This is a genomic window from Persicirhabdus sediminis (genome assembly GCF_016595495.1).
Lineage (GTDB): Bacteria > Verrucomicrobiota > Verrucomicrobiia > Verrucomicrobiales > Akkermansiaceae > Persicirhabdus > Persicirhabdus sediminis.
This window is the reverse complement of the sequence record NZ_JAENIM010000039.1, coordinates 374,885-400,680: the sequence shown is the minus strand read 5'-3', so window position 1 is coordinate 400,680 and position 25,796 is coordinate 374,885. Positions and strand designations below refer to the sequence as shown.

The window sequence follows — 25,796 nt, the reverse complement described above, 5'->3', positions numbered from 1 at the left end:
GCCTAGCTGGACATTTCGCCCAACAGGTCAACAGGAAAATCTTTCACCTGCTCCATAACGATGCCGTAGAGTTTGGCAATCTCGGGGGCATCAGAGGCCGCATAGATTTCTTTGTAATAAATCTCCTTCACACCATAAGCGCATAAAGTCTGCATGCAGGCAGTGCATGGCATTGTGGTAGTGGCGACGATGCGCGCTTCACCGCGGCGAAACAAACTGCACAGGTTGACCTCGGCGTGCAGCATGAATTTTTGCCGACGCTCTCTATCATCCCAGAATTCTTCCGGTGGATCATAGCCGGGAGCCAGACCATTATAAGCCGTGCCAATCACACGGTTATCATAATCCAATGCCGCTGCCCCAACTTTGCGATAGGGATCTTCAGATCGCAGGCTGGCTACGTGGGCTAGTGCCATGGCGTACTGTGGCACACTAATTCGCTCAGACTTTTTCTTTGGCATGGTGAATAATTTTTAGTTAGAAGAAATCTACTTAACTACTTTAAAACCAGCTAACTTAACTGCGCTGGCAACCATATCAGCTGGTACCACTGGCTCAGCGGCCTCTTCACCTTCTTCAAGCTCGAGCTCAGCTGGACGCACATCGACAACTAACAAACCCTTATCAGCACTCACGCTGATGAGCTTCATCTCCTTGGATTTAGCAATCTCAGTAGAAATCTTTTTCTCACAGCTACCACAGCTCATACCATCAACGGCAAGGGTCACTCGCTCACCAACAATGTCGAACTTGGCATCATCAATCGCCTTGGCGACAGCTTCTGCAGAGCTCAGCTCTGGATCGAATTTCACGCTAACAAGCTTATTGTAAGGAGACAGGTCAATAATAGTCACTCCCTCTAGCTTCTCTAGCGACTTGCTAATCACGGCTGAACAAGACTCACATTTCATACCATCGACGAGATAGGCTAGCTTGACTAACTTTGCTTCTTTGATAGCTGCAGCACACAGCTCGTTTTGGCAATCAGCCGCGCAGCTCTCACTGCTCTCATCGGCGGCCTTACACACCTCACAATCGCCCTCAGCAGGACACGGTGCGGCATGTGCAATACTAACTGAAACAAATAGACTAGCAGCTAGCTGGAAATACGGTGAAATCTTCATTTGCATATCTTGACCCTTGGGTTCCTACACTTGATAGCAGTGATCAGCGGGTGGATGCAATTGGAAATTCCAGCCAGCTAGATAGACAGCGCGCCCACATGGCTAACTCTCTATCAATCAATCATGACTTTTGACTTACGTTTATTCATATTTTTATCTAATGATTAGGAAATGACACGGGCATCCAAAAATACTGCTAAGAAAAGTAAGCTTGCTGTTTTACGGCCACCTATGCTCTGGGACTCACCTGTAGTTAGACCAGCTGAGGGTGATTGCGTGGTACTTCTGCATGGTCTATGGCGCAGCTGTTGGGCGCTCGAACCCATGGCGAAATTCCTCCACCAAGAGGCTGGGTTTCATGTACTCAATATCCCCTATCCATCATTCCGCTGGGATATCCGCCGCATTGCCGAACATATCAGCGAGGTGATTCAGCGCGAATGCCAGTGCAAAACCGTTCACTTTGTCACTCACTCTATGGGCGGCATGGTCGTTAGGGAGTTAGCACGCATCCAGCCAATCACTGGACGAGTGGTCAATCTGGCGCCGCCACACAATGGCAGCACCATCATGACGGAAATGGAGCGCTATAAATTGACCGACTATGTATTTGGTCCAGCCAAACAGGTGCTGGCCAATACACCGTCGCGTTACCCAATCCCAGAGTTAGACTCAAGCGTCGAGCAAGCTGCGATCATGGGAGATGTTGCCCTCATTCCCATTTTTCAGAAACTAATGGATGGCGACAACGATGGCATTGTCAGCACTAGCGAAGGCAAATTACCACAGCTGAAAGAATACCATTTGGTCCCCTGCGACCACACCTACATTGTATGTGATGAAAAGGTGATGCAGATGACAGCTAACTTCCTCAAATTAGGTCATTGCTTGACGCCGCCAGCCTAGTGACCGACACTAGCCAATGCCCCTAGCTGGAGAATCATAGATGTATGGCCATCTTGCATTGGAAAATCATTGCATTTCTCAAATCTCCAGCCATACAAATTCCCGTCCATTGACTGTATTTATGAGCAAAAAAGAAGGCAAACTCGACTTTATCCGCGAGATCATCAAAGATGACATCGCCAGCAAAAAACACGAAAGCATCATCACGCGCTTTCCTCCTGAGCCAAATGGATTTCTCCACATTGGCCACGCTAAGGCAATTTGTTTGAACTTCGGGCTCGCTCAAGAATACGCTCAGATAGACGCCAAGTGCCACCTGCGATTCGACGATACCAACCCGGTAAAAGAAGAAGCTCGCTACGTTGATAGCATCAAAGAAGACATCAGCTGGTTAGGCTTTGACTGGGGTGAAAACCTCTACTTTGCGAGTAACTACTTCGACTTTTTCTACGAGTGCGCACAGCATCTAATCAAAAATGGTCTCGCATACGTAGACACACAGACTGGCGACGAGATCCGCCAGAACCGCGGCAACGTGCAAACTCCAGGCACCCACTCACCATTCCGCGATCGCCCAGCTGAAGAAAGCCTCGAGCTTTTTGCCAAAATGAAAGCTGGTGATTTTGCTGACGGTGAAGCTGTTCTGCGCGCTAAGATCGACATGAGTTCATCCAACATGAACATGCGTGACCCTATCCTCTACCGCGTGCTGCACACAGAACACCACAATACTGGTGGTGACTGGTGCATCTATCCGATGTACGATTTTGCTCACCCGCTAGAAGATGCGCACGAGCACATCACTCACTCGCTCTGTTCGTTAGAATTTGAAAACCACCGCCCACTCTACGACTGGGTGGTTGAAAATTGCCCAACACCATCGAAGCCAAGGCAGATTGAATTTGCCCGCCTCAACCTCAACTACACTGTGATGAGCAAGCGCAAGCTGCTTGAGCTGGTAGAAGATGGATTAGTTAGCGGCTGGGACGACCCACGTCTACCAACTCTCTCCGGACTTCGCCGACGCGGCTACCCAGCTGCATCTATCCGCTCGTTCTGCCAGCGCATTGGCATGACCAAATACAATGGCATCACCGACGTCGCCCTACTCGAATACGAGGTGCGCAACGAGCTCAATGCCAGCGCACCACGACGCATGGCGGTGCTCGACCCACTCAAAGTAGTCATCACTAACTGGGAAAAAGGTCACAGCGAAGAAATGGAGCTGCCAAACAATCCTAACGACAAGGAAGCTGGCACCCGCAAAGTTACCCTAGGCCGCGAAGTCTGGATCGAACGTGATGATTTCATGATCGACCCACCGAAAAAATTCTTCCGACTTGGACCAGGCCGCTCAGTACGCCTGCGCGGTGGATACATCATCACCTGCCACGCCATGGTGAAATGTGAATCAACTGGTGAGGTCTCTGAGATCCACTGTGAATACATTCCAGACACAGTAGGCAAAAACGCACCAGAAGGCATCAAGTGCAAAGCAGCCATCCACTGGGTGAGCGTTGAGCACGGATTGGACGCCGAAGTACGCCAGTACGACCGCCTATTCCTCGACGAAAACCCAGACGCCCACGAAGACGGGTTCAAAGCCGCCATCAATGGCGACTCACTCAAAGTCATCAGCACTGCAAAAGTAGAACCATCACTCGGCGAGTTCCCAGCTGAAGCCAGCTGCCAGTTCGAACGCCTCGGCTACTACTGCACTGACCGCGTGGACCATACACCAGCTGAAAAACTCGTCTTTAACCTTACCGTTTCACTAAAAGATTCTTGGGCTAAGAAAAAATAAAGACGCATTTTAGTATTGCTAATTACACTGAATTAAGAAACGTTCCGCTGTCTTCATGGATCTGTGGTAAACTATCCAAGTAGACAGCAAACAACAAAGGAGCAGAGCCATAGCAGGAAAACCAAAAAGACCAAACCGAGGCAGAAGACCAGGCGGCAACCGCAGACGCAATAACCGTGGCCCAATGAAGAAGCGTCGTGATGATGATCGCGAAGATTCAGCCATTGAGATCGAAGGCGTTATCAAGAGCGTTCTGGCAGGCACCATGTTCAAAGTGGAACTGCAAAATGGTCACGAAGTCTTGGCTCACATTTCAGGTAAAATGCGCAAGCGTTTCATCCGTCTCGTGGTTGGCGACCGTGTAAAAATGGAGATGTCTCCATATGACACCACCAAAGCACGCATCGTCTTCCGTGTAGGCTAACGCCTCAAATCGATTCATTTAAGAAATCAAAAACGCAGCCAGACAAGCTGCGTTTTTTTGTGCCCAGATCCAGGCAGCTCCTAGCCCGCCAACGCATCACATATACAAAAATCCCCTGACAACATCAGGCTCAGCCGAGGTAAATTCCAGCCAATACGCTAAATCGAATAATCTCGCGATTGATACCTAGCCGGCCCACAACACACCGTGCTGCAAGACCCCGCTTCCACAGGGGTAAATTAATTTCATATTGTAAAGCTATTCAGTCTAAGTATTTTACTACCTAGTAAACACATACTTAGCACACCATGAACATCAAATCACTAGCCTCAGCGCTACTTATTAGCTGCGCGGCAGCCACTCTTATAGCTGCCGAAAAACCTGAAAAGCCCAACTTCGTAGTCATCTTACTAGACGACGTGCACTACAATGCCACTGGCTACACAGGCAGCAAAGTCATCAAGACACCCAATATCGACAAGCTCTTCACCGAAGGTCGCTTCTGCAAGCAAGGGTATGTCACCCACGGCGTTTGCGCCCCATCTCGCGCAGGCCTCATCACTGGTCGCTTTCAAGCTAGATTTGCCTACGAGACACTCAGCGGCGGCACCGAGAATGCCTTAGCCCTGAAACATGGACTCTCGCTAGACGAACTCACCATCGCCGACATTCTCAAGCCAGCTGGTTACACCTGTGCCGCCGTCGGCAAATGGCACCTCGGTGAGAATAAAGAATTTCTCCCCCTGCAGCGCGGTTTTGATTACCACGTCTACCCCGTTGGCCGCCACAACCCTACCGCAAAAATGCTAGAGACCGGCAGATCAAAACTTCTCATCAATGAAGAGCCAGCTGACTGGCCCATACAAGAAAATGGCGACGCCCGCTACAAGACAGACCTTATGGTTGATCTCAGCATTGACTGGATGAAATCGGTAGCGCCAAAGCAGCCATTTTTCCTATACCTGTGCCCGAATGCCATGCACGGCCCCATCGAAGCACCTAAAGGCATGGAAGATTACGGCATCCACCAGTACGTCGGCATGATGGAAAACGTCGACCAAAACCTAGGGCGCATCCTCAAGTGCCTCGATGACATTGGCGAACGCGACAATACCATCGTCTTTTTCCTCAACGACAATGGCGGCGGCGGTGTGCTCAAAAACGATCCAGCCTGTGTAGAAATCAACAATCGACCATTCTCAGGTGGCAAAGCCGAAATTCTAGATGGCGGCAACCACGTGGCATTCGGTATCCACTGGCCAGCTGGTAAAATTGTCGGCGACGATTACCCAGAAGTGGTCTCCAGCTTGGATATTTTGCCAACCATGGCAGCCGCTGCAAATATCACGCTACCTACAGATCGTGAATTTGACGGCATCAATATGCTCCCAGCTCTCAGCGGTGAGATCGAGCCAGTAAAAGACCGCCTTCTAATGTGGCGCGCTGGTCGTGGCTACGCCATCCGCAAAGGCGACATGAAACTCGTCTGGCGACGCAATGACAGAATGCTCGGGGCCGCTAAAAAACTAGCTGGCACACCAAAGAACAACCCTATCGATAGACCAAACCCTGCCGATAGACAGAACGGGTTTTTCTTTGAACCTGAACTCTACAACATTGCCGAAGACCCAACAGAAAGTAACGACATCTCAGCACAGTACCCAGAAATCGTTGAAATGCTCAAGAAGCACTGTGACGAACTCGACGCAATGTCACCGCCAGCCACAGCAGCAGAGCTTGCCACATATGTATCAAGCACCGAGGGACTCGACCCAGCTGATTACCCAAAACCTGCGCGTGTAGACAAAGTGCAGGCATACATCGAACAGCAAAAAGCTAAGCAGGAAAAAGGCAAAGCCAAAAAGAATAACAAATAATAAACCCTCACGAAATTAGTCAGCTGACATCACTCAATTCCCCGACTGGAGCATTTCCCAGATGCCTACAGCCAGAGCCATAAACGGCTCCAGCACGCACCTCGCTCTAGTCGGGGAAATTTTTGCCCACTGGCTAGCTAGATTTTCCCATTCTAGTCAGCCAGCTAGACAAAAAAACCTCTCACCCAAAGATGGACGAGAGGTGGAAAATTTTCAGCTAGCTGGAAATTACAGCTCAGCAACTGGCAGGTTAGCGACTTCAGCGCGTACTGACTCAGCAAGTGGTGTACTGAGGTAACGCTCAGTAGAACTCGCTGCGATAGTGACAATCGTTTTGCCTTTCATTTCAGGACGCTTAGCCAGCTGGATAGCCGCCCAGATATTCGCACCTGAAGAAATACCAGTTGGGATACCTTCTTGCTGGTTCACCTGCTGAGAAGTCGCAAACGCATCTTCGTTAGTCACAGTGATCACTTCGTCAACAATCTCAGTATTGAGGTTGCCTGGGATGAATCCTGCACCAATACCCTGAATCTTGTGAGGACCTGGCTTACCACCAGAAATCACTGGGCTATCAGCTGGCTCAACCGCTACGATCTTAACTTCAGGATTGTTCGCCTTGAGAACTTCACCCACACCAGTAAGTGTACCACCAGTACCTACACCGGCTACAAACGCGTCTACTTTGCCGTCAGTTGCTTCCCAGATCTCAGGACCTGTTGTCTCACGGTGAATCTGTGGGTTTGCTGGGTTATCAAACTGGCTAGGACCAAAAGCACCTAGCTCTTCAACCAGCTGCTTAGCTTTAGCAATCGCGCCACCCATTCCCTTAGCACCAGGAGTCAGTACGATCTCAGCACCAAGCATCGCCAAAAGCACGCGGCGCTCTTGTGACATGGTCTCAGGCATCACCAAGATGCACTTGTAACCTTTAGCACGCGCTACAAATGCCAGCGCGATACCAGTATTACCTGATGTTGGCTCAACGATGGTGCCACCTGGCTTGAGCGTGCCGTCTTTTTCAGCAGCCTCGATCATGGCCTTACCAATACGATCTTTCACGCTGAACAGCGGGTTAAAAAATTCTGCCTTCACGAGAACGTCGGCCTCAAGACCTTCGACGACAGAGTTGAGTTTCACAAGTGGAGTATTCCCCACGGTATCTGCTAGTGTTGTTGCTACCTTACTCATAATTTAAAAATTTGGATGCACATAAAATCGGCATTTTCCAGCCAGCTGCAAGCATAATCCAAAGTAACTTACCTAAATAGCCTCTTAATTAACACGCTTGTCTCACTTCATACCTAATTTCAGTTGTCTAAACCAGCTGAAAAACTGATAGTTACGTTTATGGAAATCATCTCCGTCACCGTGCTGATGCTAATCGCTAGCCATTTACTAGTTCGGCTCGCGAAAAAAAAATCAGCCAGCTTCCGCCACAAAGTTAAGCTGCTGGTCTACGCCACCGGTGTCGCCCTCCTATTTTCGGCATTTGAGATCGCCAAATTCACCATCCATTTCATCGCCAAAAACGAGCTCGTTGAGCTACCAGAAAATACCGACGACCTCGCCATGATTGGCGGCATCATCCTACTTCCCATTCTCCTGCTCACCGTGCTACCCAAGGCGCCGTCCGACGACGAACTCATCGACTAAGCCAGCTGGAAACCCGCAGTCGGCATCAAACAAAAACTTGGTGTTTACCCACCACTGCACAAACTCGGACAGAACATGCGTGCAGCGGCAGGCGTCTTTGTATGGTAGACTCTTAACACAAAATTGGCCATCCACAGCCAATTGAGATGAACTTAGCGCAAGCGCGCTAACTTGTCAGCGCCACAAGCATGCAGATCATTCATCAAAGGCATGAATCAAATCTCCAGCTGGACATTCTAGCTACTCACTCGCTTTTTTCGCCATAGCCGCCACGGGTACAAGAAAACCCAAAACGCCGCCACCACCATTCAGTTTCACATCTTTAATATAACAAACACTGGCCTTTTTCATCTCACAGCAGCCAATTTGCATGCCGAGAATGTGCTCAACCAAACAAGACAGATCTGGCTCGTGACCAACTATCGCCACCGTCTGAAAAGCACTATACGCCTGCAACTCCACCTTCGCCTCGGATGGCGGCATGCCACAGCTCAGCCAGGGTTCAATAATAGGCGTCGCCGCCTCCCAGCGAGAACAGATCGCCTCAGCAGTCTGTCGCGCGCGCACCAGCGGGCTAGCTAATACTACATCGGGCTCGAGATCCAGCTGGATGAGCAAATCGCCAACCGCCTCACCTTGGCTAATCCCCTTATCAGTGAGCGCCCGTTCACCATCAGCGCCTTGATTATCTTCAGCCTTTGCGTGTCGAATAATGATTAAGTCCATAGATCAATCAATACGCTACTACAGATTGGCAGAAATTCATACGATGAATGTCCAAATTCTCCACCGCCACTGGTTTTTACTTTAATCTAGGCCATTTCATGGTTGATTGCGGCATGCTTAACGACTTTCTATCACCAGCCAGCTGCGCATTAAAAATCTGCGGCGTCACCACAACCGCTGATGCTGAAGCACTCATAGCCTGCGGCGTCGATGCCCTCGGCGTGAATTTTTACCCAAAGTCAAAACGCTACATCACGCCAGCTGACGCCACCGAGTGGCTAAAATCTAGCGCTGGCCGCATCGTCCGCGTTGGTGTTTTTGTCAATGCCGACCCGAGCCTACCAAAACAGTTACTCGAAGATGGGCTGCTAGACATGGTGCAATTCCACGGCGACGAAGACCTTGCCTACTGCCAGCCATTCATCGATGCCAAGTTACCATTCATCAAAGCCATTGGCGTTAACGCAGCCGACTCACTTAACGATATCGCCAGCTACGGCGCTAACGCACTCTTGCTAGATGCGCCCGCCCCTGGCGTCTACGGCGGCACCGGTCATACTTTCGACTGGAATCACGCACGCACATTCATGCAATCACACGCCGAAATCCCAGTCATGTTAGCTGGCGGCATCACACCAGCCAACGCCCAAGAAGCGGTCGCCACCGTGCGCCCAGCATGTATCGACATCGCCTCTGGCGCCGAGATCTCACCAGGCATCAAAGACATGGACAAGGTGAAAGCCATCCAAGCTGCCATGCTAGCAGCACAAGCCTAACTGATGAATTTTCACAAAAAAAGCTCCAGCGGTAATCACCCCGCTGGAGCCTAGTTAGAAAACTAATACCACCTACTTTGGCGCCTTCCAGATCAGGCGGATTGAATCCATCCGCACACGGGCGTTAGAAATCGCCACCATCACCTCGTCGCGATGTTTTTTCAGCTCATCAATCTCACGCTGATTCACCGTATCATTGATTTCAGCCAAGGCCTGCAAACGATCTAGCTCGTGATCCAGCTCGGCACGCGCTGATTTCTCAGCCTGTTTGATGATCTTCTTCGACTGCAGCTCAGCTAGCTGATGGAGCTTGTCCACCATCTTTGGCAGCAGGTCCAGACGCAGTGCATCTTTCGCTAACAATGGGCGATGATTACCTGAGCGCAGCGCTGCTTCTGGCGGCCTATCCGCCGGTAAAACTTCAGCTAGCTGGTGGTCGCAGCACAGAGAAATTGGCGTCGCTGCAAGAAATCTATCAAGGTGCATGGACGCTGGCGCATGAGCCTCTAGCAGCAGGTTCGCCTGCAGCAATATCTTCTTCTCCAATGGATGACGCCAAACAGCAAAACTTGAGCTGCCAAGATGGTCGCTCAACAAGCTATCCAGCGCACCGCGCACCAAAGGGTGATCCCTGGTCAGAAATACCATATCTTCACGGCTCAGCGCCACGGTACGGTCAAAGCTCGCCCAAATCCCCTCATCCGGAATCCCAGCAATGTGATCGTCGACGACATGGCCAGGTTTAATCAGATAGGCTCTATCACCTAACTCTTCCACCTTGGCTCCAAGTCGATCTAGCAAGTAGATGATAAAATTCTCAAAGGTCGTCAGCTCATCCTCATCGCGTATCGACTCGATCAACTCGGCGGCACGCTCAGGCTTGCTAGAATTCATCTGCAACAGACGGTCGTGACCGTTGGCCATCTTCTCGCTGGTTTCCTTGCAGTGTTGGCGAGTTTGCACAAGCAACTCATCTAGCTGACCGCGATCAAAATTCTCAAACAAGCTCTCGAGCTGGTCTCGGCTATGAGCAAACACCTCTACCGCAGCTGGCTGATGGTGCTCAAAACTATCCAACCCGTGATGATACCACTTGGCTAACACCTCACTCGAATGATCCAGCTGAAATGGCACATGAATATTAATGGTCGATGTCTGACCAATGCGATCGAGTCGCCCAATGCGCTGCTCCAACAGCTCAGGATCAGCCGGCAAATCAAACAATAACAAGTGGTGAGCAAACTGGAAGTTCCTCCCCTCACTACCAATCTCCGAGCAAATCATCAGCTGAGCACCCTCTGGGTCAGAAAAATACACCGCCGCGCGATCGCGCTGCAACAAGGTCATATCTTCATGGAACTGCGCACACTTCACATTCAGTAAGTCTTGCACCGCCTGCTGGATCTGCCCCACCATTTCGCGAGTACGACAAATCAATAACAATTTTTCATCGTCATTTTGGCGCAACCAATCGAGCAAAAATTCCAACTTATTAGCAAATTCATCGCCAGCTGGAAGTTCGTGTAAATGAGCTTTTCGCTCGGGAAATCCCTGCAGTGCCGATCTTGTATTGCGGAACATAACACGCCCAGTGCCAAAGGCATCTAGCAAGTCGGCGATCAAAGAATCGCGACTCGCTGCGTCACCACTAGCCACCAACTCACACCGCTTAGCTAACTGCGGCGAGCGAGATGCGATCATTGCAGCATCCGCAGCTGCTAGCGGCTTGGCTGACTGTAGCTCATCAACGATGCGAGCTACTTCTTGATAGTGAAGGTTTTCTTCGACAAACTTTTCTAATGAATGGTAGCGAATTGGATCCAACAAACGCAGCCTAGCAAAGTGACCTTCAGGCCCTAGCTGCTGTGGTGTTGCCGTCAGCAATAATACCGCGTCAATGCAGCCAGCAAGCTGCTCGATATAGCCGTACGCTGCGCTAGACTCGTTTTCTGACCATTCGAGGTGATGCGCTTCGTCCACAGCTAACAAATCCCAACCAGCGGATATTACCTGCTGAGCCCTAGCTGGATTCTGCAGCAAGAAATCCTGCGAGCATAGAACTAACTGACTATCCATGAATGGATTCACACCATCTTCGTTAGCCTCAATCGACTGGCATCGTTCTTCATCAAAAATAGCAAACATCAGCTGGAAACGACGTAACATTTCCACAAACCATTGGTTCACTAGCGGCTCAGGCACGATCACTAATATGCGACTCGCGCGGCCTGTCAGATGCAGACGGTGCATGATCAAACCTGCCTCGATGGTTTTTCCCAACCCCACCTCATCGGCTAACAAAACCCGCGGCTTGAGACGCGATGCCACCTCTGAGGCAATATACATCTGATGAGGAATCAAATCCATGCGGCCACCAACAAAACCACGCAGTGGTGATTGGCTGAGCTGGTAGTCGTGACGCAGCGCCCTCGTGCGCAGCGCAAAATCTCGCGGGTCATCAGCCTGGCCTAGCAACAAGCGAGCATCTGGTTTAGAAAAACTTATCGTATGCGCCAACTCGCTCTCTACCACCGCAAGCTCACCACATTGATAGGTCAGCAATCCATCAGCTAACTGGACGGCGTCAACATCCAGCTGAGAACCGTCCAACAACTCAAGCTTATCCCCCACCTTAAAGGTAACTCTCTGGATAGGAGCTGATTTCAACGCATAGATACGCTTTTCCTCAACCGCTGGAAAATAGATTTCTACACGATTAAACTCAACCGCCTGCATCACCCCCAGGCCGAGCTCTGGCTCAGATTCACTTACCCATCGTTGGCCTAACTTTATCTCGGACTGCTGCATGCCATTAGCTAGACACGCTGAGATCTATAAGCAATCTCGAATCCATCACAGCCATACAGCTGAGAAATATCCATCTCGTGGCGGCCAGTAACATAAGCCGCTAGACGCGAGTCGTGGAATAGCTTGCGCAGAAAAGCGTCCACCTCGACGAGTTCCCCCTCAACCACCAACTCCACATCGCCATCTGGTAGATTTTTCACCCAGCCAGACAGCGCAAATTTTCCAGCTAGCTGGCGCGTGGTATAACGAAACCCAACACCCTGAACGCGCCCTTCGATGATGATTTGTTTAGTCACCATGAGATCTAATCTAAAACTTTCTAGGCTTCATCATTCCCCTGCTTGCGCAGGTCCTCTAGCACATCGGACATGTCACGCTGAGTCTCCCAGACAGTTTTGAGAAAATAAATGGGAGCCGATTGACGAACAGCCAGCGCAATGCAATCGCTCGGTCGTGCATCTAGCTCGACGATTTTCTTATGCTGCACTTCATTTTCCGCCTGCAAGATCAGCCGCGCATAAAAGACATCGTGCTCAGCTTTGACGATCACCGCATATAACATCTTGGCGCCAAACCCATCTAAGATGGAGTTGATCAAATCATGACTGAGTGGCCGCGGCGGCTCCACATCTGCCATCACCGCATTGATAGAAGCCCCTATCGACGGCTCAATATAAAATACAATGGCCTTATCGCCATCACCCAAAAATACCGCACAACCAGACTGGGTCGGTAACAAGGCAATGGGCTCAACTTGGACTAAATCTTCTGGTTTATGCATGCGGTAATGATTGAGGTTCGAATGTAGTTAACTCATCTTCAGCGCCTTTTACAAGCCCGTCGTTAGGACGCGCTTTATATTTTTTTGTATGGCGCACATATTTCTCCGCCCAATAACGCACTTTCCCCTGCTCCTCATCGGTGAGTTGGCGGACCACTTTAGCTGGCGATCCCACCACCAAGGAACCCGCTGGAATCACCGTACCACTAGTAACGAGTGAGTTAGCTCCAACAATAGAGCGCTCACCAATGACAGCGCCATCGAGGATACAAGCACCCATACCAATAAGCACTTCATCTTTAATGGTGCAGGCGTGAATGACTGCGCTGTGACCAATAGTGACATACTCGCCGAGATAGCAGCCGTAGTTATCTGCTAGATGAATAACAGCATTATCCTGCACGTTAGAATAGTTACCAATGATGATTTCATTAATATCTCCACGCAGCGTTGCATTGTACCAAATACTCGCCTGCTCACCAATTTTAACCTTACCGATAACATCGGCGCTGGTCGCCACATAGGCAGACGAATGTATATTCGGACATATCCCGTCAAAGCTCTCAATAGCCATACAGGCAAGCTAGATGGGTGATATGGATTTGGCCAGAAAACAACTTCACTTTACTAAGATCTTTCCTGTGCCACATTGCGGTGGTAATTGCCCCCTGCAAACCTACCAAAGCGTGCCACACACCACGCCAAAGTCATTCAGCCATGCGCGAATTCCTTATCATCATAGCCGTCATCATCCTCGCAGTCGCTCTGAGATCGAGCCGAACGTGTACCGTGCGCAAACTCGGTGCGATCACCTTTCTCATCGCTACTGGCCTAGCTGGCTACTACATCAGTGAGAATATTTGGATCGGCATGGTCTCACCACTGCTCTGGTTCATGCTGCCGTGGGTCGAATTGCTAACACGCATTCGCAGCCTGCGCATGCCTCTGGAAAACAAGCTGAAACCAAAAATGTCTCCAGACATCTCGCTGTATCCAGAAGCCCACCAGGCAATCAAAGTTTTGGAGGACGCAGGGTTCGAGCACGTTCGCGCGTGCGGCTGGGACTGGGGCGACATGAAACAAGTCTTCGAACTGTACTGGAACCCCGAGGAACGCACGGTCGCCCAAGTATGCCTATGCGAACAATCACACGTCACTTTTTCCTACCTGAGCATGAGCTCCAAAGATGTCACCAAGGGGATTTGGCGCACAACTAACTATCCATTTTCGCAGACGCTAAAACCAACCAGCAATGCACACTGGAACCAAGTCAGCTGCTCTATCACCTGCCCAGATGCGGTTTTAGAAAGCCACCACGGCTACCTCATCAAACAGGGATTAATCATCGACGACCTGCTTTTCCCCGACCCCGACATCATCGAGTTAGAGATAGAAACTGAGATGCGCAGCCAGATTGACCACAATCTCCAAGCAGGCATCATCGAACTAACAGGAGACGGATATTTTAAATATACCTTCAAAGGGCTACTCTACCTCTGGTACCAGTTCGTCAGGGACATGATCCGCCTCAGCTAGAAATGTAACTTGAAACTTGATTGATCTAGCTAGCTAGGTGCAAACTCGATTCATGATAAGACAAGTTGCGCTTACCTTTCTCGGTCTAGGATCGCTCATCCTATCCTCATGTGGACCAATTAGCTCTTCAGGAGGCATGGGCGTGCCCAACATGGGTGGCCCAACAGCTGAAGTTCGTCAGCAAATGATTAGCACTGAAGCGCGCGGTAATTTCTATTACGGGCGCCGGTACTACGTCAACAAGACCCGCTTTTGGGGATACTTGCGCAAACCTGGCCAACCAGCGACATCAGCCAAACTTGTCATGTTCAACGAGAGCAAACGTCGCCAGCCAGATAGATTTTCTGAAAATGGCAGCGGTAACCAGAAATATGGATTCGACAATAACTACGAATACAAAATCTATGGTTATTACACCGGCAAGACGGTTTACGAGATCAACTCTAACCAGTTTCTGCCAGAATTCATGCTAACAAACTATGCCGTCGTCAGCAAAGATCCAGGCTGGTTATTCTCACCGCGAGATTCATACGACCCCAACAACATCACCCTACGCCCACACAATTCCTTATAACTCATGTCTATCAGCAGAGACGCCATTGCCGACATCCTTGAAGAAATCGCCACACTCCTAGAACTCAAAGGAGAGAACCCATTTAAAATAAAAGCCTACAAAAATGGCGCTGATGTTGTTCGTGACTACGACGGTGACATCATCCACTTGGCGGCTAACAATGAACTCAAGGGTATCAAGGGCATCGGCAGTGCTCTGCAAGATAAACTTCACGAACTCGCCACCACAGGCGAACTGGAATTCTATCAAAACCTCCGCGGTGAATTCCCAGCAACCATTTTCGAGCTATTTGAAATTCAAGGTCTTGGGCCAAAGAAAATCAAAGCGCTCTATCAAAAGCTAGACATCACCTCTATCGCATCTCTCAAGGAAGCGTGTGAGACCGACCGCATCAAAGAACTCAGCGGATTTGGACCCAAGTCAGTTAGCAACATTCTCAAGGCGATCGAAACTAAAGAGAAGTTCGCTGGCAGATACCGGCTTGGCGACATCACAGCTCTAGCTGAAACCATCCTAGCTGCTATCAAAGAGCATCCGTCTACCAGCCGCGCCGCCATTGCTGGCTCCTACCGGCGCGCCAAGGAGACACTACATGACCTCGACTTCCTTGTTGCCACCAAACAACAAGCCGACATCATCGACTACTTCACCCAGCTAGACGAGGTCGAAGAAATCATTGCCAAGGGAGAAACCAAAGCAGCTGTGCGCCTAGTCAACGGATTGCAGTGCGACTTGCGAGCCGTAAGCAACGAACAGTTCCCCTTTGCCCTGCAATATTTTAGCGGCAGCAAAGAGCACAATGTTAGCATTCGCCAGCTAGCTAACAAACGTGGCTGGTCGCTCAACGAATACGCCTTTACTCATAAAGACACCAGCCAACCAGCGCCTCCTAACGTAGTCGATGAACGCGACATCTACCGCGCGCTAGAGCTCGAGTTCATTGAACCTGAGCTGCGCGAGAACCGTGGCGAAATTGAAGCTGCCGACGCTGGCGAGCTACCGCGCTTGGTAGAGTTAGAAAACCTACGTGGCACATTCCACAACCACACCACCGCGTCTGACGGCCGCAATAGCCTAGAGGAAATGGCGCAAGCCGCACAAGACCTTGGCCTGCAATACCTAGGCATTGCCGACCACTCAAAATCTTCATTCCAAGCAAATGGCCTCTACGCTGATAGATTGCTAAAACAAATAGAAGAAATCCGCCAACTCAACGAGCAATGGGACGATTTCAAAATCATCGCAGGATCTGAGGTAGACATCCTCAAAGATGGTTCGCTAGACTTTGATGATGATACCCTCAGTCAGCTAGATTACTGTGTAGCCAGCGTGCACAACTCATTCACGCTAGCTGAAAAAGACATGACCGCGCGCATTATCCGCGCCATGGAGAACGAACACGTCACCATGATTGGCCACCTAACTGGTCGATTACTTCTCCGCCGCGACCCTTATGCAGTCAACGTTGACAAGATCATCGACTGCGCTGCTAGAACAGGCACTATCATTGAGCTCAACTGCAGCCCGCGCCGTCTAGACATGGATTGGCGATGGTGGCACAAGGCTCGCGACCTCGGCGTAATGACTTCTATCAACCCAGATGCCCACGGCGTTGAACAACTACAAAACCTTCACTTTGGCGTGCGTCTCGCCCGCAAAGGGTGGCTCAGACGCGAGGATGTGCTCAACTGCATGAACCTCGATGAAGTTCTCAGTTTCCTCAGCAAAAGCAAAAGCGAACGCATCCGCTAGACACATCACAAAGCATTAATCAACTAGCCGCCCAGCTATCCAGCTGCGCGGCTTTTTTGTTAAGCAGAATACTTTAAAGCACCTCCACTGAAGATTCACTATGATTAAATTCTTTCATAAAAGATTGAATCATTAACATCTCCAAATCCATACAGCTCAATAGACTTCTCCCATTTAACTGAGAATCAACGCGCAACCGAATTCTCCCTAAAATGCATTTTTCTGAAACAATTGTCTGGCAAGCGCCGTTTTAATGATGAAAATATATTTTATAGTCACACTCGTAAGATGAACAAAAAAACCATAATCACACTAGGCTGCACCGTCCTAACTATGGGCAGCTCACTGGCTGAGTCAAAATCTCCCGTAGCACCCGGGCCAAATGAACCTACACTTGAGAGCCTGCAAGCTAACTACGTCGTTCCCGAGTGGTTCCGCGATGCAAAGTTTGGCATTTACACCCACTGGGGTCCAGTGACCCACGCCATCCAGCACCCAGACGAGAAAAACATCGGCCGCTTTGGCTGGTATGGTAGCCAACTCTATCGCCCAGGCACAGGCGGTCATGAATACCACAAAAAATATTGGGGCGATCCAAAAGAAGTCAACTATCGTGCGATTTGTGAGAAGTTCACCGCAGATGATTTTGATGCCGAGCACTGGGCGGATGTTTTTGAAATGGCTGGCGCCAAATTTGCTGGCCCAGTCTCCGTCCACCACGACAACTTCCTCATGTGGGACTCCGAGCTCAATCCATTCTGCGCTGGAAAAATGGGACCCAAACGTGATATCTGCGGCGAGGTCGCTACAGCTGTGCGCAAGCGCGGCATGAAATTCATCGGCACATTCCACCACGGATTCAGTTATCGTTACTGGGAAAACGCATGGAAATATGACCCAGGCCACCCAGAACTCTACGGTCCAGAACACCACGCGGTAGAAAAATACATCGAAAACGACAAAGGCGAACGCGTTAAAAACGACGCTGAGTGGAAACACGCCCCACGCGAGTGGCAGGAATACTGGCGTGATGCTGTTGGAGAATTTGTTGATAATTATCAGCCAGACCTTATCTGGTTCGACTTCGGCCTCAGCTGGCAGGACCGCGACATCCAGCTACAAATGTATGCTAACTTCTACAACAAAGCTCGCAGCTACGGTCAAGACTCCCCAACAGTAGCCCGCAAAGCACGCGATGCTGAAAGCCGCACATACGGAACACTCGATCTCGAGCGTGGCCACATGCCTCGCCTCACAGAATATCCATGGCTTTCTGACACCAGTGCAAGTGCTTGGTTCTACTACCCTAACCCAACCACACAACCAGACGACAGCTTGGTTGATATGTACGTCGACATCGTTGCCAAAAATGGCACCTTGTTGCTCAACATTGGGCCAGATTACAAAGGCACATTCCCAGAGGAATTCATGACTGGCCTCAGAGCCATTGGCGCATTTAACGAAACATGTGGCGAAGGCATCTATGACAGCCGCCCATGGCTCACATACGGTGAAGGTCACACAAAAACCAGCACTGGTCACAAAGGCGCAGCTAACAGCCTCGAGCATGCAACATCTAACTTCCAAGTTGATGACAAACGCTACACCCAGAGCAAAGATGGCAAAAACCTCTACGCGTGGGCGATGCATTGGCCAGAAGGACTCACTGAAATGACCTTCAAATCAGTCATCATTGAAGGTGAAGAAGACGGCGCTAAAATTGAACTGCTAGGCCATGGCCCAGTTGAATACAGCACCAATGCTGATAAAAGCGTAACCGTGAAACTTCCAGCTAAGGCACCTAACCCACATTGTAACGGCTTCAAGTTTAGCAATATCAAAGTGGGCTGGCACCCATATGGCCACCACCTCATCGCCAACTCAACACGCATCGATCTTTCTGCAGCTAAAGATAGCAAAGACGGCGTTAGCGTTGAATTTGAAAGCGGCTCTGTACCTAGCGCCACCCTGTGGATCGGCAGCAAAACCGCAGCTAAGGGAACCGCCACACTCTACGAAGGCAGCAAGAAGATCATGAGCAGCGACTACTCAGTAGACGCCAACGGCCACGTTGAAGTCGGCGACTTTAAAGTTTCCGCCAAGAAGGTGAAAAAAGAGCACATTCCTGCAAAACTCCGCCTCGAAATCACAGGCCTTAAAGCCACTGATTTAGATGCGCTGAGCATTGGTATTCAACGCGACAAAACGATCCTCCGCCAAAACGATAGCATTCAATAATCTATCTAATCGCTAAGCTTTCGGTAATTCGAAAGCTAGCTAACTAAAATGCCAACTCCAAAGCGGAGTTGGCATTTTTTGTGCCATCAAACCACCACCAACTATGTAAACCTATCATCACCCGCACCCTCAGGCATTCAGCGTGGAAAATTTTATCTAGCAGGCATGCTAGAGCACCCCTCTCGCCCACCATTAACAAAACTCTAGCGATTAGAGACTTAGGCAAACAATCTATCATATAATCGTCACCTACCCCCAAGCCATGAGGGTATCCGCACACAATTTAACAATTTACGCACAGTTCAAACACACAAGACATGTTATTGAATCTCAATCTCAATACAGATGAGAGCAAAACACAGATCGCAATAATATGATTAAAGTCCCCAAAAAAAACATCGTGTGCATGCTATTTGCCAGTCTACTTCTGGCTAGAGCCGAAGACGAACATGTGCACACCGCGGATGACGGCCACGTACACAGCACCGAATTAGACGAGCTAGAACACTTTGTTATCACAGGATCAAAGCAGCAAGAGCTGCTCTCTGACGCGCTCGTTAGAACGCAGGTCATTGACCGCACCCTCATCGACGATAGCCAAGCTAGAACACTAGCTGAAATCATTGAATACACTCCGGGTCTACGATTAGACAACGCCTGCGGCAACTGCAACCAGATGAACCTGCAAATGCTCGGTCTCCCCCAGCCGTACATCAGCATCCTTAACGATGGCATGCCTAACTTTTCTAGTCTAGCTAGCGTGTATGGCATCGAGCAAATACCCACAGGCATGATAGATCAAATTGAAATCGTCAAAGGCGGAGGGTCAGTGCTATACGGGCCTGGTGCTGTAGCCGGCGTGATCAACTTAATACCACGTAACCCAGACGTAACTGGTCACCAATTTTCTAGCCGAGTGGAAAGCTTCTCAGGTGATAGCTTCGGTCACGGTCCAGGGTATAACTTTTTTGCCCTCGGCGACTGGGTCAGTGACGACTCCAAGCTAAAACTAACTGGCTTTGCCAACTACGACTATTTACCACCAATCGACATCAATAAAGATGGCTTCACAAACATCTCCGAGCGAAAGTTAGGCGCCATGGGACTGAGATCTCTATGGGCTCCTACAGAGCGTTCGCAGTTTGTATTCGACTATATGTTCACCCGCGAAGAAAGGCGAGGTGGTGACGCAGGAGATGCTTTTGATAGACCGCCAAACATGTCATTGATCTGCGAAGCTGCTGACACTGACCGCCATGTATTCACCACCAAATGGCTAGCAGACCACAATGAAAAGCTCAGCACATCTATGGCTTATTCATACGCCCGCACAGACCGTGACTCATACTACGGAGGAATCGTGGCGCTTGGCTCACCGGATCCAGACTCCCCCTACTACAATCCAGATTGGACTCCTGATCTTGGTTTTGGCACCACTGAAAACCACCTCCACTTTGTTGATGTAACCGCAAACTACGAGTTTTCAGATACCAGTATACTCACTGTTGGGGCTCAGTACAGCTATGAAACATTGACAGACGAACATGCCTCCGTAGATCGCAATCTAGATGAAACCTACACTGATTTCGGCATTTTAGCCCAGCACCGCTGGGACGTATCTGACGCTTGGACATTGGAATATGGGGCCCGTGTAGACTGGCACTCTGAGATCAATGACCCCATCTTCTCGCCTCGCGCTGCGGTCATGTACAAAGCTAACGACAACTTCCGCATTCGCTCTAGCGTTTCTACAGGATTCAGAGCCCCGCAAGTCTTTGACGAAGACCTTCACATTGCTACTGTAGGCGGCGATCTTGAAGTCATCTATCAAGATGAAAATTTAAAAGAAGAAAGCGCCACCACAATCTCTATCGCTCCAGAGTGGAAAATTGATGACAACTGGAAGTTAGAAATGAATGCCTTCTACACTTGGCTGGATGACACCTTTGTCCTTGAACCTCTCAGCGAAACTGATGATAGAGTCGAGTTCCTCAGAACTAACGGTGAATCATCTACTATTGGTGGTGTTGAATTCAACCTCGGCTATTATGCTGATATCTGGCGCGTTGAGTTCTCATGGATTCAGCAAAAGCTGCAATATGAAAACCCACAACTCGTTCTCGGTGATGATACTTTAGTCGACCCACTCGACAACCCTATCTACTCATCTAACTATCTAAAAACACCTGAGTCATTAGGTCAAATTAAGTTCAACTACTCACACGACTGGTTTGACGTTTTTGTAGCCTTAAAAGCTACTGGCCCAATGGATGTTCCCCACATTATCTCTGACCCAAACACCGGCGACCTCGTAAGAAATGAACTAAAAAGAACGGACTGGTTCTTTGATGTCGACCTCGGTTTGAGCAAAGAATTCATCATCGCCAACCAATACCCGCTGACTGTGAACACTGGCGTAAAAAACGTCTTCAACCAGTTCCAGAGCGACCTAGACAGCGGTCAATATCGTGACCCTGGATATACTTACGGCCCAGCTTTCCCTCGTCGTTTCTACCTCGGCGGCACAATTGAGTTCTAATCATTAGATAGACCCTTTCCCTAAGCCATAAATGCCCACTCTGTTTTACAGAGCGGGCATTTATTATATTGGGTAATGTTATACAGCTGCAGCGATCAGCATTAACAAATAAAATACTGGCTTACCACCATGACTCAACCTGAATACCAGCTGATAGACCGCTAGTATCATCGCCGTTAGTCCGTGGTGCTACATAGCCTTCTAAGTCGTCAGACCAAGTCGCCCAGGTCAAGAATAGGCGCAATGCAGGACGAGAGAAATAATCGCGCTTGGGCGTTAGCTGAGGAGCAATGGTAAATTTGTAAACTGTTCCGCTGTCAAACAGATCGCTATCGACATAGTCAATACCAGCTTCCAATGCGACGCTAAAATGATCGGTGAAATGATACTGAGGACGCAGACCAAATGAGACCCAACTATTACGTGAGTCCATGCCCTCAACACCCACATCAACTTCATCCCAAACAATCGTGCCCTGCATGCTCACGCACTCGTTAGGCTGAATGACTAGATCCTGAACCGCACGAAAATGCCAGCTATCGTCCGTATTCACCACGGTCGGAGTGAGCGGATCTGTAGGCAGATCCAAGAAGCTGTAATCTTCCTGAGTGGTTCTAAATTTAGCTGCTGCCCCTACACCGTACTGCACCATGGTGCGGCTGTAACCACCCCACACATCCTGCAGTTCATAGGAAAATCCACCAGCTATACCACCAGAACCATTAACAACAACATTCTGCTCGTTAGGTTTAAAAGTATCGTCGAGATCAGCTAGATCGAGCCAAACAAAACCAACACCTGGCCCAAGTTCGATATCGGAAAGACGAAAATCGATGCTGTTTTTTGTATTCACCTCATTGAGCTCCTCTGACGCGTTAGAATTCAATGCATCAATACTACCGCCTAACCACGCGACCGATAGCTTACCAAAACCGAGGTCTAAACCTTCCATACCGCCACCAAATCCACTCATATCGAGATAGTAGAAATCCGACATATGCACATCCCAGCGGTCGTAAAACCTCTGACCAGCCCAAAAACTAACTTCAGGGCGAGCCTCCCAAACACCTAATGCCTGACCATAAGCTTCACGAATACTCAGTGTGCTATCAGAACCCAAAGCATCGGGAATTACATACGACGTCCTAACGGCTACCATAAATTCTTTACCATCATCTAGATCTAACTCGGGGAAATGATAGCTGAAGGCCGTTTCGATATAAGTTTCTGTCTCGTTACCCAAGCGGAATTTAGATTGCGCACCTGGGTTTTTGAATGCCTCCATCACCTCGCCATTTTCATTGATGCCATAACCAGAGCGGAAATATCCATGAAACTCAAAACCTTTGGTCAATCCATCCTCGGTAAGCTGAGTCGCAAAACCAGCTGGAGTCTCACTTTCATCATGTGATGGAGCAAGATCCGTTGGCATGCCTGACTTAGCGCCATAGTTAGTGGCTGCGGTTGCCGTACTCGTCACTGCAGCTGGCTTGCTAGATTTTTTCGCTAAGCTATCAATGTCATTGCTCTGCTTCTTCACCGAGTTTTTTAACTCAGCATTTTTTCCTTCTAACTCGATCACTCGGTTTTCCAATTTGGCGATACGAGCCTCGTATTCGCTGCGCATAGAGCGAATTTCTTTCAAGATAGCGGCGGCATCATCGGCCTCAACCACAGCTTGTTGTTCCGCTGCCTGCAGCTGCACCAACTGAAAACTCAGACAGGCAAGCGACAATTTCAGATAGATTAACTTTTTCATCACTAACTCCAACAATTAGCAGAAGGCTATATTCAATCAAGGTTAAACATACGTTAACTTTGCAATCGATCACCTAGCGCCGGAACACCGTCTAGGATACAACAAGTCACCAGCTAGGCAGGTAATTCGGCTCATGCAAATCCTTGGCAGATAGACCGTCATCACTATAATGCAATTCATGCGCACTCTCCCACATCTTACTCTAGCATTAATAGCGAGCGTCACAGCGAGTCTAGCTGGACCGATACAACTCAAAACCTTAAGTCATAAATTCGACAAGCCACTCTGGTTAGGCTCCCCAGCTGGGGAGAACAGCAAAGTCTGGGTGGTAGAAAAAGAAGGCATGATCTACAGCTATGATCTAGCTACTGGCCAACCCAAGCTCTTCATGGATTTCACCTCAGTGATCGATGTGCAAGCTAACGAACAAGGACTTCTCGGCATGGCCTTCTGCCCAGATTACTCCAGCTCACGACGATTTTACCTGTATTATACAGATGCTGATCACGCGGTGAAAATTGCTAGATTCAGAGCGGACGCCTCGCTGATGACAGCGGATGCTGCGACTAAGGAAGAACTAATCACCATTGATCAACCGTACAAAAATCATAATGGCGGCTGGTTAGAATTTGGCCCTGATGGATTTCTTTACGCGGGTATTGGTGACGGCGGCGCGGCTAACGACCCAAAAGATGCTGGCCAAGACTTAAAAACTCACCTTGGGAAAATTCTCCGTTTGGATGTTTCTGTGGAGAAATCGTATTCCATCCCTGGCGACAACCCATTTGTGAATGATGATAAAGCGCTGAATGAGATCTGGGCCTATGGCTTGCGCAACCCATGGCGCTGCACTTTTGATGCCAAATCTGGCGACCTCTATATTGCCGATGTTGGGCAGAACCATTGGGAAGAAATTAACTATCTACCAGCTGGATCTGCTGGCGGCGCCAACTTTGGCTGGCGGCTGCGTGAAGGGTTGATAGAAACCCCCAACAAAAAAGCGGGCGGCAAAAAGCCAGCTGGCGCCATCGACCCAATTCACGTTTACGCGCACGGCTCAGCCGCGGGCGAAGGTTTATCTATCACCGGTGGCTGCGTTTACCGCGGGAAAATCAAATCGCTAGACGGCCACTACTTTTTTGCCGACTACGTCACGCCGCACGTTTGGTCATTCAAGGTAGAAGCAGGCAAGGCGGCGCAGCTGAAAGATTGGTCAAATATTCTCAAAGCTGAAAATGGTGGCCTGCGAAGCATCGCCTCGTTTGGCCAAGATGGTCAGGGTGAGCTGTACATCGTCACGCTGGCTGGCTGGATTCACCAAATCACCGAACAAAACTAGCTGGTAGAATGCTAGCTAGGCACAAAAAACCAGCTGGAGCAACAAGCTTGCCCCAGCTGGTCAACACACATGCTATGACGCTTCACTGTAGGCATGCCTACAGCCTAACAAGCTCTCGTAAAATGCTGTATTAGGTTTGGTGGTATAAACTTCATATCCTGAGATTTTGCGAAGTTTCACCCATTCAGGATTACTGCCATCTAGGCCGTAATCCATGAAGGCAAATTTGCCCCAATCCCAATAGCGAATGTAGTCGGCGTAGACGCAGATGCTACGGTCTTTGGTCTCGCCCACCTCACCGTAGAATCTAGCTAGACTGAGCAGAGGCAAGTTCTGCTCGGCAATCTCGCCAGCGACAATGACTTCAAAATCACCAGCTCCGTAGATAGAGGTGATTTGTAGGTGGGTATCGACGATGCCATCAAAATATTTATGCTCCACACGAATGTGGGTTTCTTGTTTTTCTTTATCGAACCAGACCTCACGGACGATGCCAAACCACGCGGTATATTCGCCATGGTATTCGGAGAAATAATCAGCCAATGAGTCGTCGTCACCAGGAGCCGCGCCATTCCAATCATCCAGCTCGCAGCGGGTAATACTATCAACAAATACCTGCTCAGATGGCGCTGCGTTGTAGCTCATGCTGGCAATTGACACCGCTGGGCTGCGTGGGATTTCCACCTGCTCGATCAATGCCAAACGCGCAACTTTCCGCGCATGATCTCTGGCCTCAATTTTCATCAGCGCCTTTTCATTCTGCGAATCTTTGATTCTCAGGGAAGCTGAGAGCGAGAGCAAAATGACCAGCTCGGTGAAGAAGTTTTCCAGCTGGCTGGAAGCGGGCTCGCTGGTGAAGTCGTATCCTTCGAATTCAAAACTAAGCAGTCGCCCGCAGGTGATGATCAGCTCGAGCCGTTTGCCAGCTAGAGTCAATGGCACGCGTTGCGGCGGCACGATTTCACCTTTAGATTTAGAACAATAATGCTGCAGCTCATGAATTTGGCTGAAGGTAGTTTTGCTGAGGTTCACCAATGTTTGATCTTCAGCTAGATGTTTGAGAAGACGTGCCCAGTGATGTTTGCGGGCAGGCTCAAAGGTCATCACCAGAGTTGCGTCTGGGTATCTAATGTGGGGGGATTTTGGGGAGTTATTCATATTGATATAGGGTACTAAT

Annotated in this window: 22 protein-coding genes; 12 read left to right on the top strand and 10 right to left on the bottom strand. The window is 49.5% G+C overall.

All coding sequences use genetic code 11. From position 1 onward, the window contains the following. Positions 1-2: 2 nt before the first annotated feature. Together JIN82_RS09150 and JIN82_RS09145 are read right to left on the bottom strand one after the other, a co-directional pair. Positions 3-461, bottom strand: coding sequence for a deoxycytidylate deaminase (locus tag JIN82_RS09150; RefSeq protein WP_200311324.1), 459 nt, complete (start codon positions 459-461; stop codon positions 3-5). 27 nt (positions 462-488) lie between these two features. Further along, positions 489-1,130 (bottom strand): heavy-metal-associated domain-containing protein, encoded by a 642-nt coding sequence (locus tag JIN82_RS09145; RefSeq protein ID WP_200311323.1) that lies wholly within the window; start codon positions 1,128-1,130, stop codon positions 489-491. A 165-nt stretch (positions 1,131-1,295) separates the two neighbouring features. Here JIN82_RS09145 and JIN82_RS09140 point away from each other — a divergent pair, with 165 nt between their 5' ends. The 4 genes from JIN82_RS09140 (at position 1,296) to JIN82_RS09125 (ending at position 6,135) form a co-directional block, all read left to right on the top strand. Beyond that, positions 1,296-2,030 (top strand): alpha/beta hydrolase, encoded by a 735-nt coding sequence (locus JIN82_RS09140; protein WP_325099485.1) that lies wholly within the window; start codon positions 1,296-1,298, stop codon positions 2,028-2,030. A 121-nt stretch (positions 2,031-2,151) separates the two neighbouring features. Continuing rightward, positions 2,152-3,834, top strand: coding sequence for a glutamine--tRNA ligase/YqeY domain fusion protein (locus JIN82_RS09135; RefSeq protein ID WP_200311321.1), 1,683 nt, complete (start codon positions 2,152-2,154; stop codon positions 3,832-3,834). Positions 3,835-4,018: 184 nt separating this feature from the next. Beyond that, positions 4,019-4,258: a translation initiation factor IF-1 gene (gene infA, locus JIN82_RS09130; protein ID WP_200311320.1), complete on the top strand. Its 240-nt coding sequence runs from the start codon at positions 4,019-4,021 to the stop codon at positions 4,256-4,258. A gap of 308 nt (positions 4,259-4,566) precedes the next feature. Continuing rightward, positions 4,567-6,135, top strand: a complete 1,569-nt coding sequence (locus tag JIN82_RS09125) for a sulfatase-like hydrolase/transferase (protein ID WP_200311319.1) — start codon at positions 4,567-4,569, stop codon at positions 6,133-6,135. Between the two features lie 228 nt (positions 6,136-6,363). Here JIN82_RS09125 and cysK read toward each other — a convergent pair whose 3' ends face one another. After that, positions 6,364-7,326, bottom strand: coding sequence for a cysteine synthase A (gene cysK, locus JIN82_RS09120; RefSeq protein WP_200311318.1), 963 nt, complete (start codon positions 7,324-7,326; stop codon positions 6,364-6,366). Positions 7,327-7,485: 159 nt separating this feature from the next. Between cysK and JIN82_RS09115 the strand changes: the two genes are divergently transcribed. Continuing rightward, entirely contained in the window at positions 7,486-7,791 is a 306-nt protein-coding gene (locus JIN82_RS09115; RefSeq protein ID WP_200311317.1) for a hypothetical protein, read from the top strand. A gap of 240 nt (positions 7,792-8,031) precedes the next feature. On the opposite strand, the gene JIN82_RS09110 is transcribed toward JIN82_RS09115, so the two are convergent. Beyond that, positions 8,032-8,517 (bottom strand): SixA phosphatase family protein, encoded by a 486-nt coding sequence (locus JIN82_RS09110; RefSeq protein WP_200311316.1) that lies wholly within the window; start codon positions 8,515-8,517, stop codon positions 8,032-8,034. Positions 8,518-8,564: 47 nt separating this feature from the next. Here JIN82_RS09110 and JIN82_RS09105 point away from each other — a divergent pair, with 47 nt between their 5' ends. Then, positions 8,565-9,293 (top strand): phosphoribosylanthranilate isomerase, encoded by a 729-nt coding sequence (locus tag JIN82_RS09105; RefSeq protein WP_200311315.1) that lies wholly within the window; start codon positions 8,565-8,567, stop codon positions 9,291-9,293. Between the two features lie 72 nt (positions 9,294-9,365). Here the strand turns inward: JIN82_RS09105 and JIN82_RS09100 are convergent, their stop codons facing one another. From JIN82_RS09100 to JIN82_RS09085, 4 genes are read right to left on the bottom strand one after another with little or no spacing between them, the layout of a single operon-like run. Beyond that, on the bottom strand, positions 9,366-12,101 hold the full coding sequence (locus JIN82_RS09100; RefSeq protein ID WP_200311314.1) for a helicase-related protein: 2,736 nt from the start codon (positions 12,099-12,101) through the stop codon (positions 9,366-9,368). A gap of 8 nt (positions 12,102-12,109) precedes the next feature. After that, positions 12,110-12,400 (bottom strand): acylphosphatase, encoded by a 291-nt coding sequence (locus JIN82_RS09095; RefSeq protein ID WP_200311313.1) that lies wholly within the window; start codon positions 12,398-12,400, stop codon positions 12,110-12,112. Between the two features lie 20 nt (positions 12,401-12,420). Beyond that, positions 12,421-12,882, bottom strand: coding sequence for a bifunctional nuclease family protein (locus JIN82_RS09090; protein ID WP_200311312.1), 462 nt, complete (start codon positions 12,880-12,882; stop codon positions 12,421-12,423). Beyond that, entirely contained in the window at positions 12,875-13,456 is a 582-nt protein-coding gene (locus JIN82_RS09085; RefSeq protein WP_200311311.1) for a gamma carbonic anhydrase family protein, read from the bottom strand. Before JIN82_RS09085 ends, JIN82_RS09090 begins: the two co-directional genes overlap by 8 nt. Positions 13,457-13,599: 143 nt before the next feature. Between JIN82_RS09085 and JIN82_RS09080 the strand changes: the two genes are divergently transcribed. The 5 genes from JIN82_RS09080 (at position 13,600) to JIN82_RS09060 (ending at position 21,521) form a co-directional block, all read left to right on the top strand. Continuing rightward, a complete protein-coding gene (locus JIN82_RS09080; protein WP_200311310.1) occupies positions 13,600-14,418 on the top strand; it encodes a hypothetical protein in 819 nt (272 codons plus the stop codon). A 52-nt stretch (positions 14,419-14,470) separates the two neighbouring features. Beyond that, on the top strand, positions 14,471-14,992 hold the full coding sequence (locus tag JIN82_RS09075; RefSeq protein ID WP_234041883.1) for a hypothetical protein: 522 nt from the start codon (positions 14,471-14,473) through the stop codon (positions 14,990-14,992). A gap of 3 nt (positions 14,993-14,995) precedes the next feature. Continuing rightward, positions 14,996-16,744, top strand: coding sequence for a DNA polymerase/3'-5' exonuclease PolX (gene polX / locus JIN82_RS09070; RefSeq protein WP_200311309.1), 1,749 nt, complete (start codon positions 14,996-14,998; stop codon positions 16,742-16,744). A gap of 288 nt (positions 16,745-17,032) precedes the next feature. Beyond that, positions 17,033-18,982 carry an alpha-L-fucosidase gene (locus JIN82_RS09065; protein WP_200311308.1) on the top strand — a complete coding sequence of 650 codons (1,950 nt, stop codon included), beginning with the start codon at positions 17,033-17,035 and terminating at the stop codon, positions 18,980-18,982. A 373-nt stretch (positions 18,983-19,355) separates the two neighbouring features. Next, positions 19,356-21,521: a TonB-dependent receptor plug domain-containing protein gene (locus JIN82_RS09060; RefSeq protein WP_200311307.1), complete on the top strand. Its 2,166-nt coding sequence runs from the start codon at positions 19,356-19,358 to the stop codon at positions 21,519-21,521. A gap of 121 nt (positions 21,522-21,642) precedes the next feature. Here JIN82_RS09060 and JIN82_RS09055 read toward each other — a convergent pair whose 3' ends face one another. After that, positions 21,643-23,280: a carbohydrate porin gene (locus tag JIN82_RS09055; RefSeq protein ID WP_200311306.1), complete on the bottom strand. Its 1,638-nt coding sequence runs from the start codon at positions 23,278-23,280 to the stop codon at positions 21,643-21,645. 178 nt (positions 23,281-23,458) lie between these two features. Between JIN82_RS09055 and JIN82_RS09050 the strand changes: the two genes are divergently transcribed. Then, a complete protein-coding gene (locus JIN82_RS09050) occupies positions 23,459-24,619 on the top strand; it encodes a PQQ-dependent sugar dehydrogenase (RefSeq protein WP_200311305.1) in 1,161 nt (386 codons plus the stop codon). A gap of 72 nt (positions 24,620-24,691) precedes the next feature. On the opposite strand, the gene JIN82_RS09045 is transcribed toward JIN82_RS09050, so the two are convergent. Then, entirely contained in the window at positions 24,692-25,777 is a 1,086-nt protein-coding gene (locus JIN82_RS09045) for a hypothetical protein (RefSeq protein WP_200311304.1), read from the bottom strand. Between the last annotated feature and the right edge of the window lie 19 nt (positions 25,778-25,796).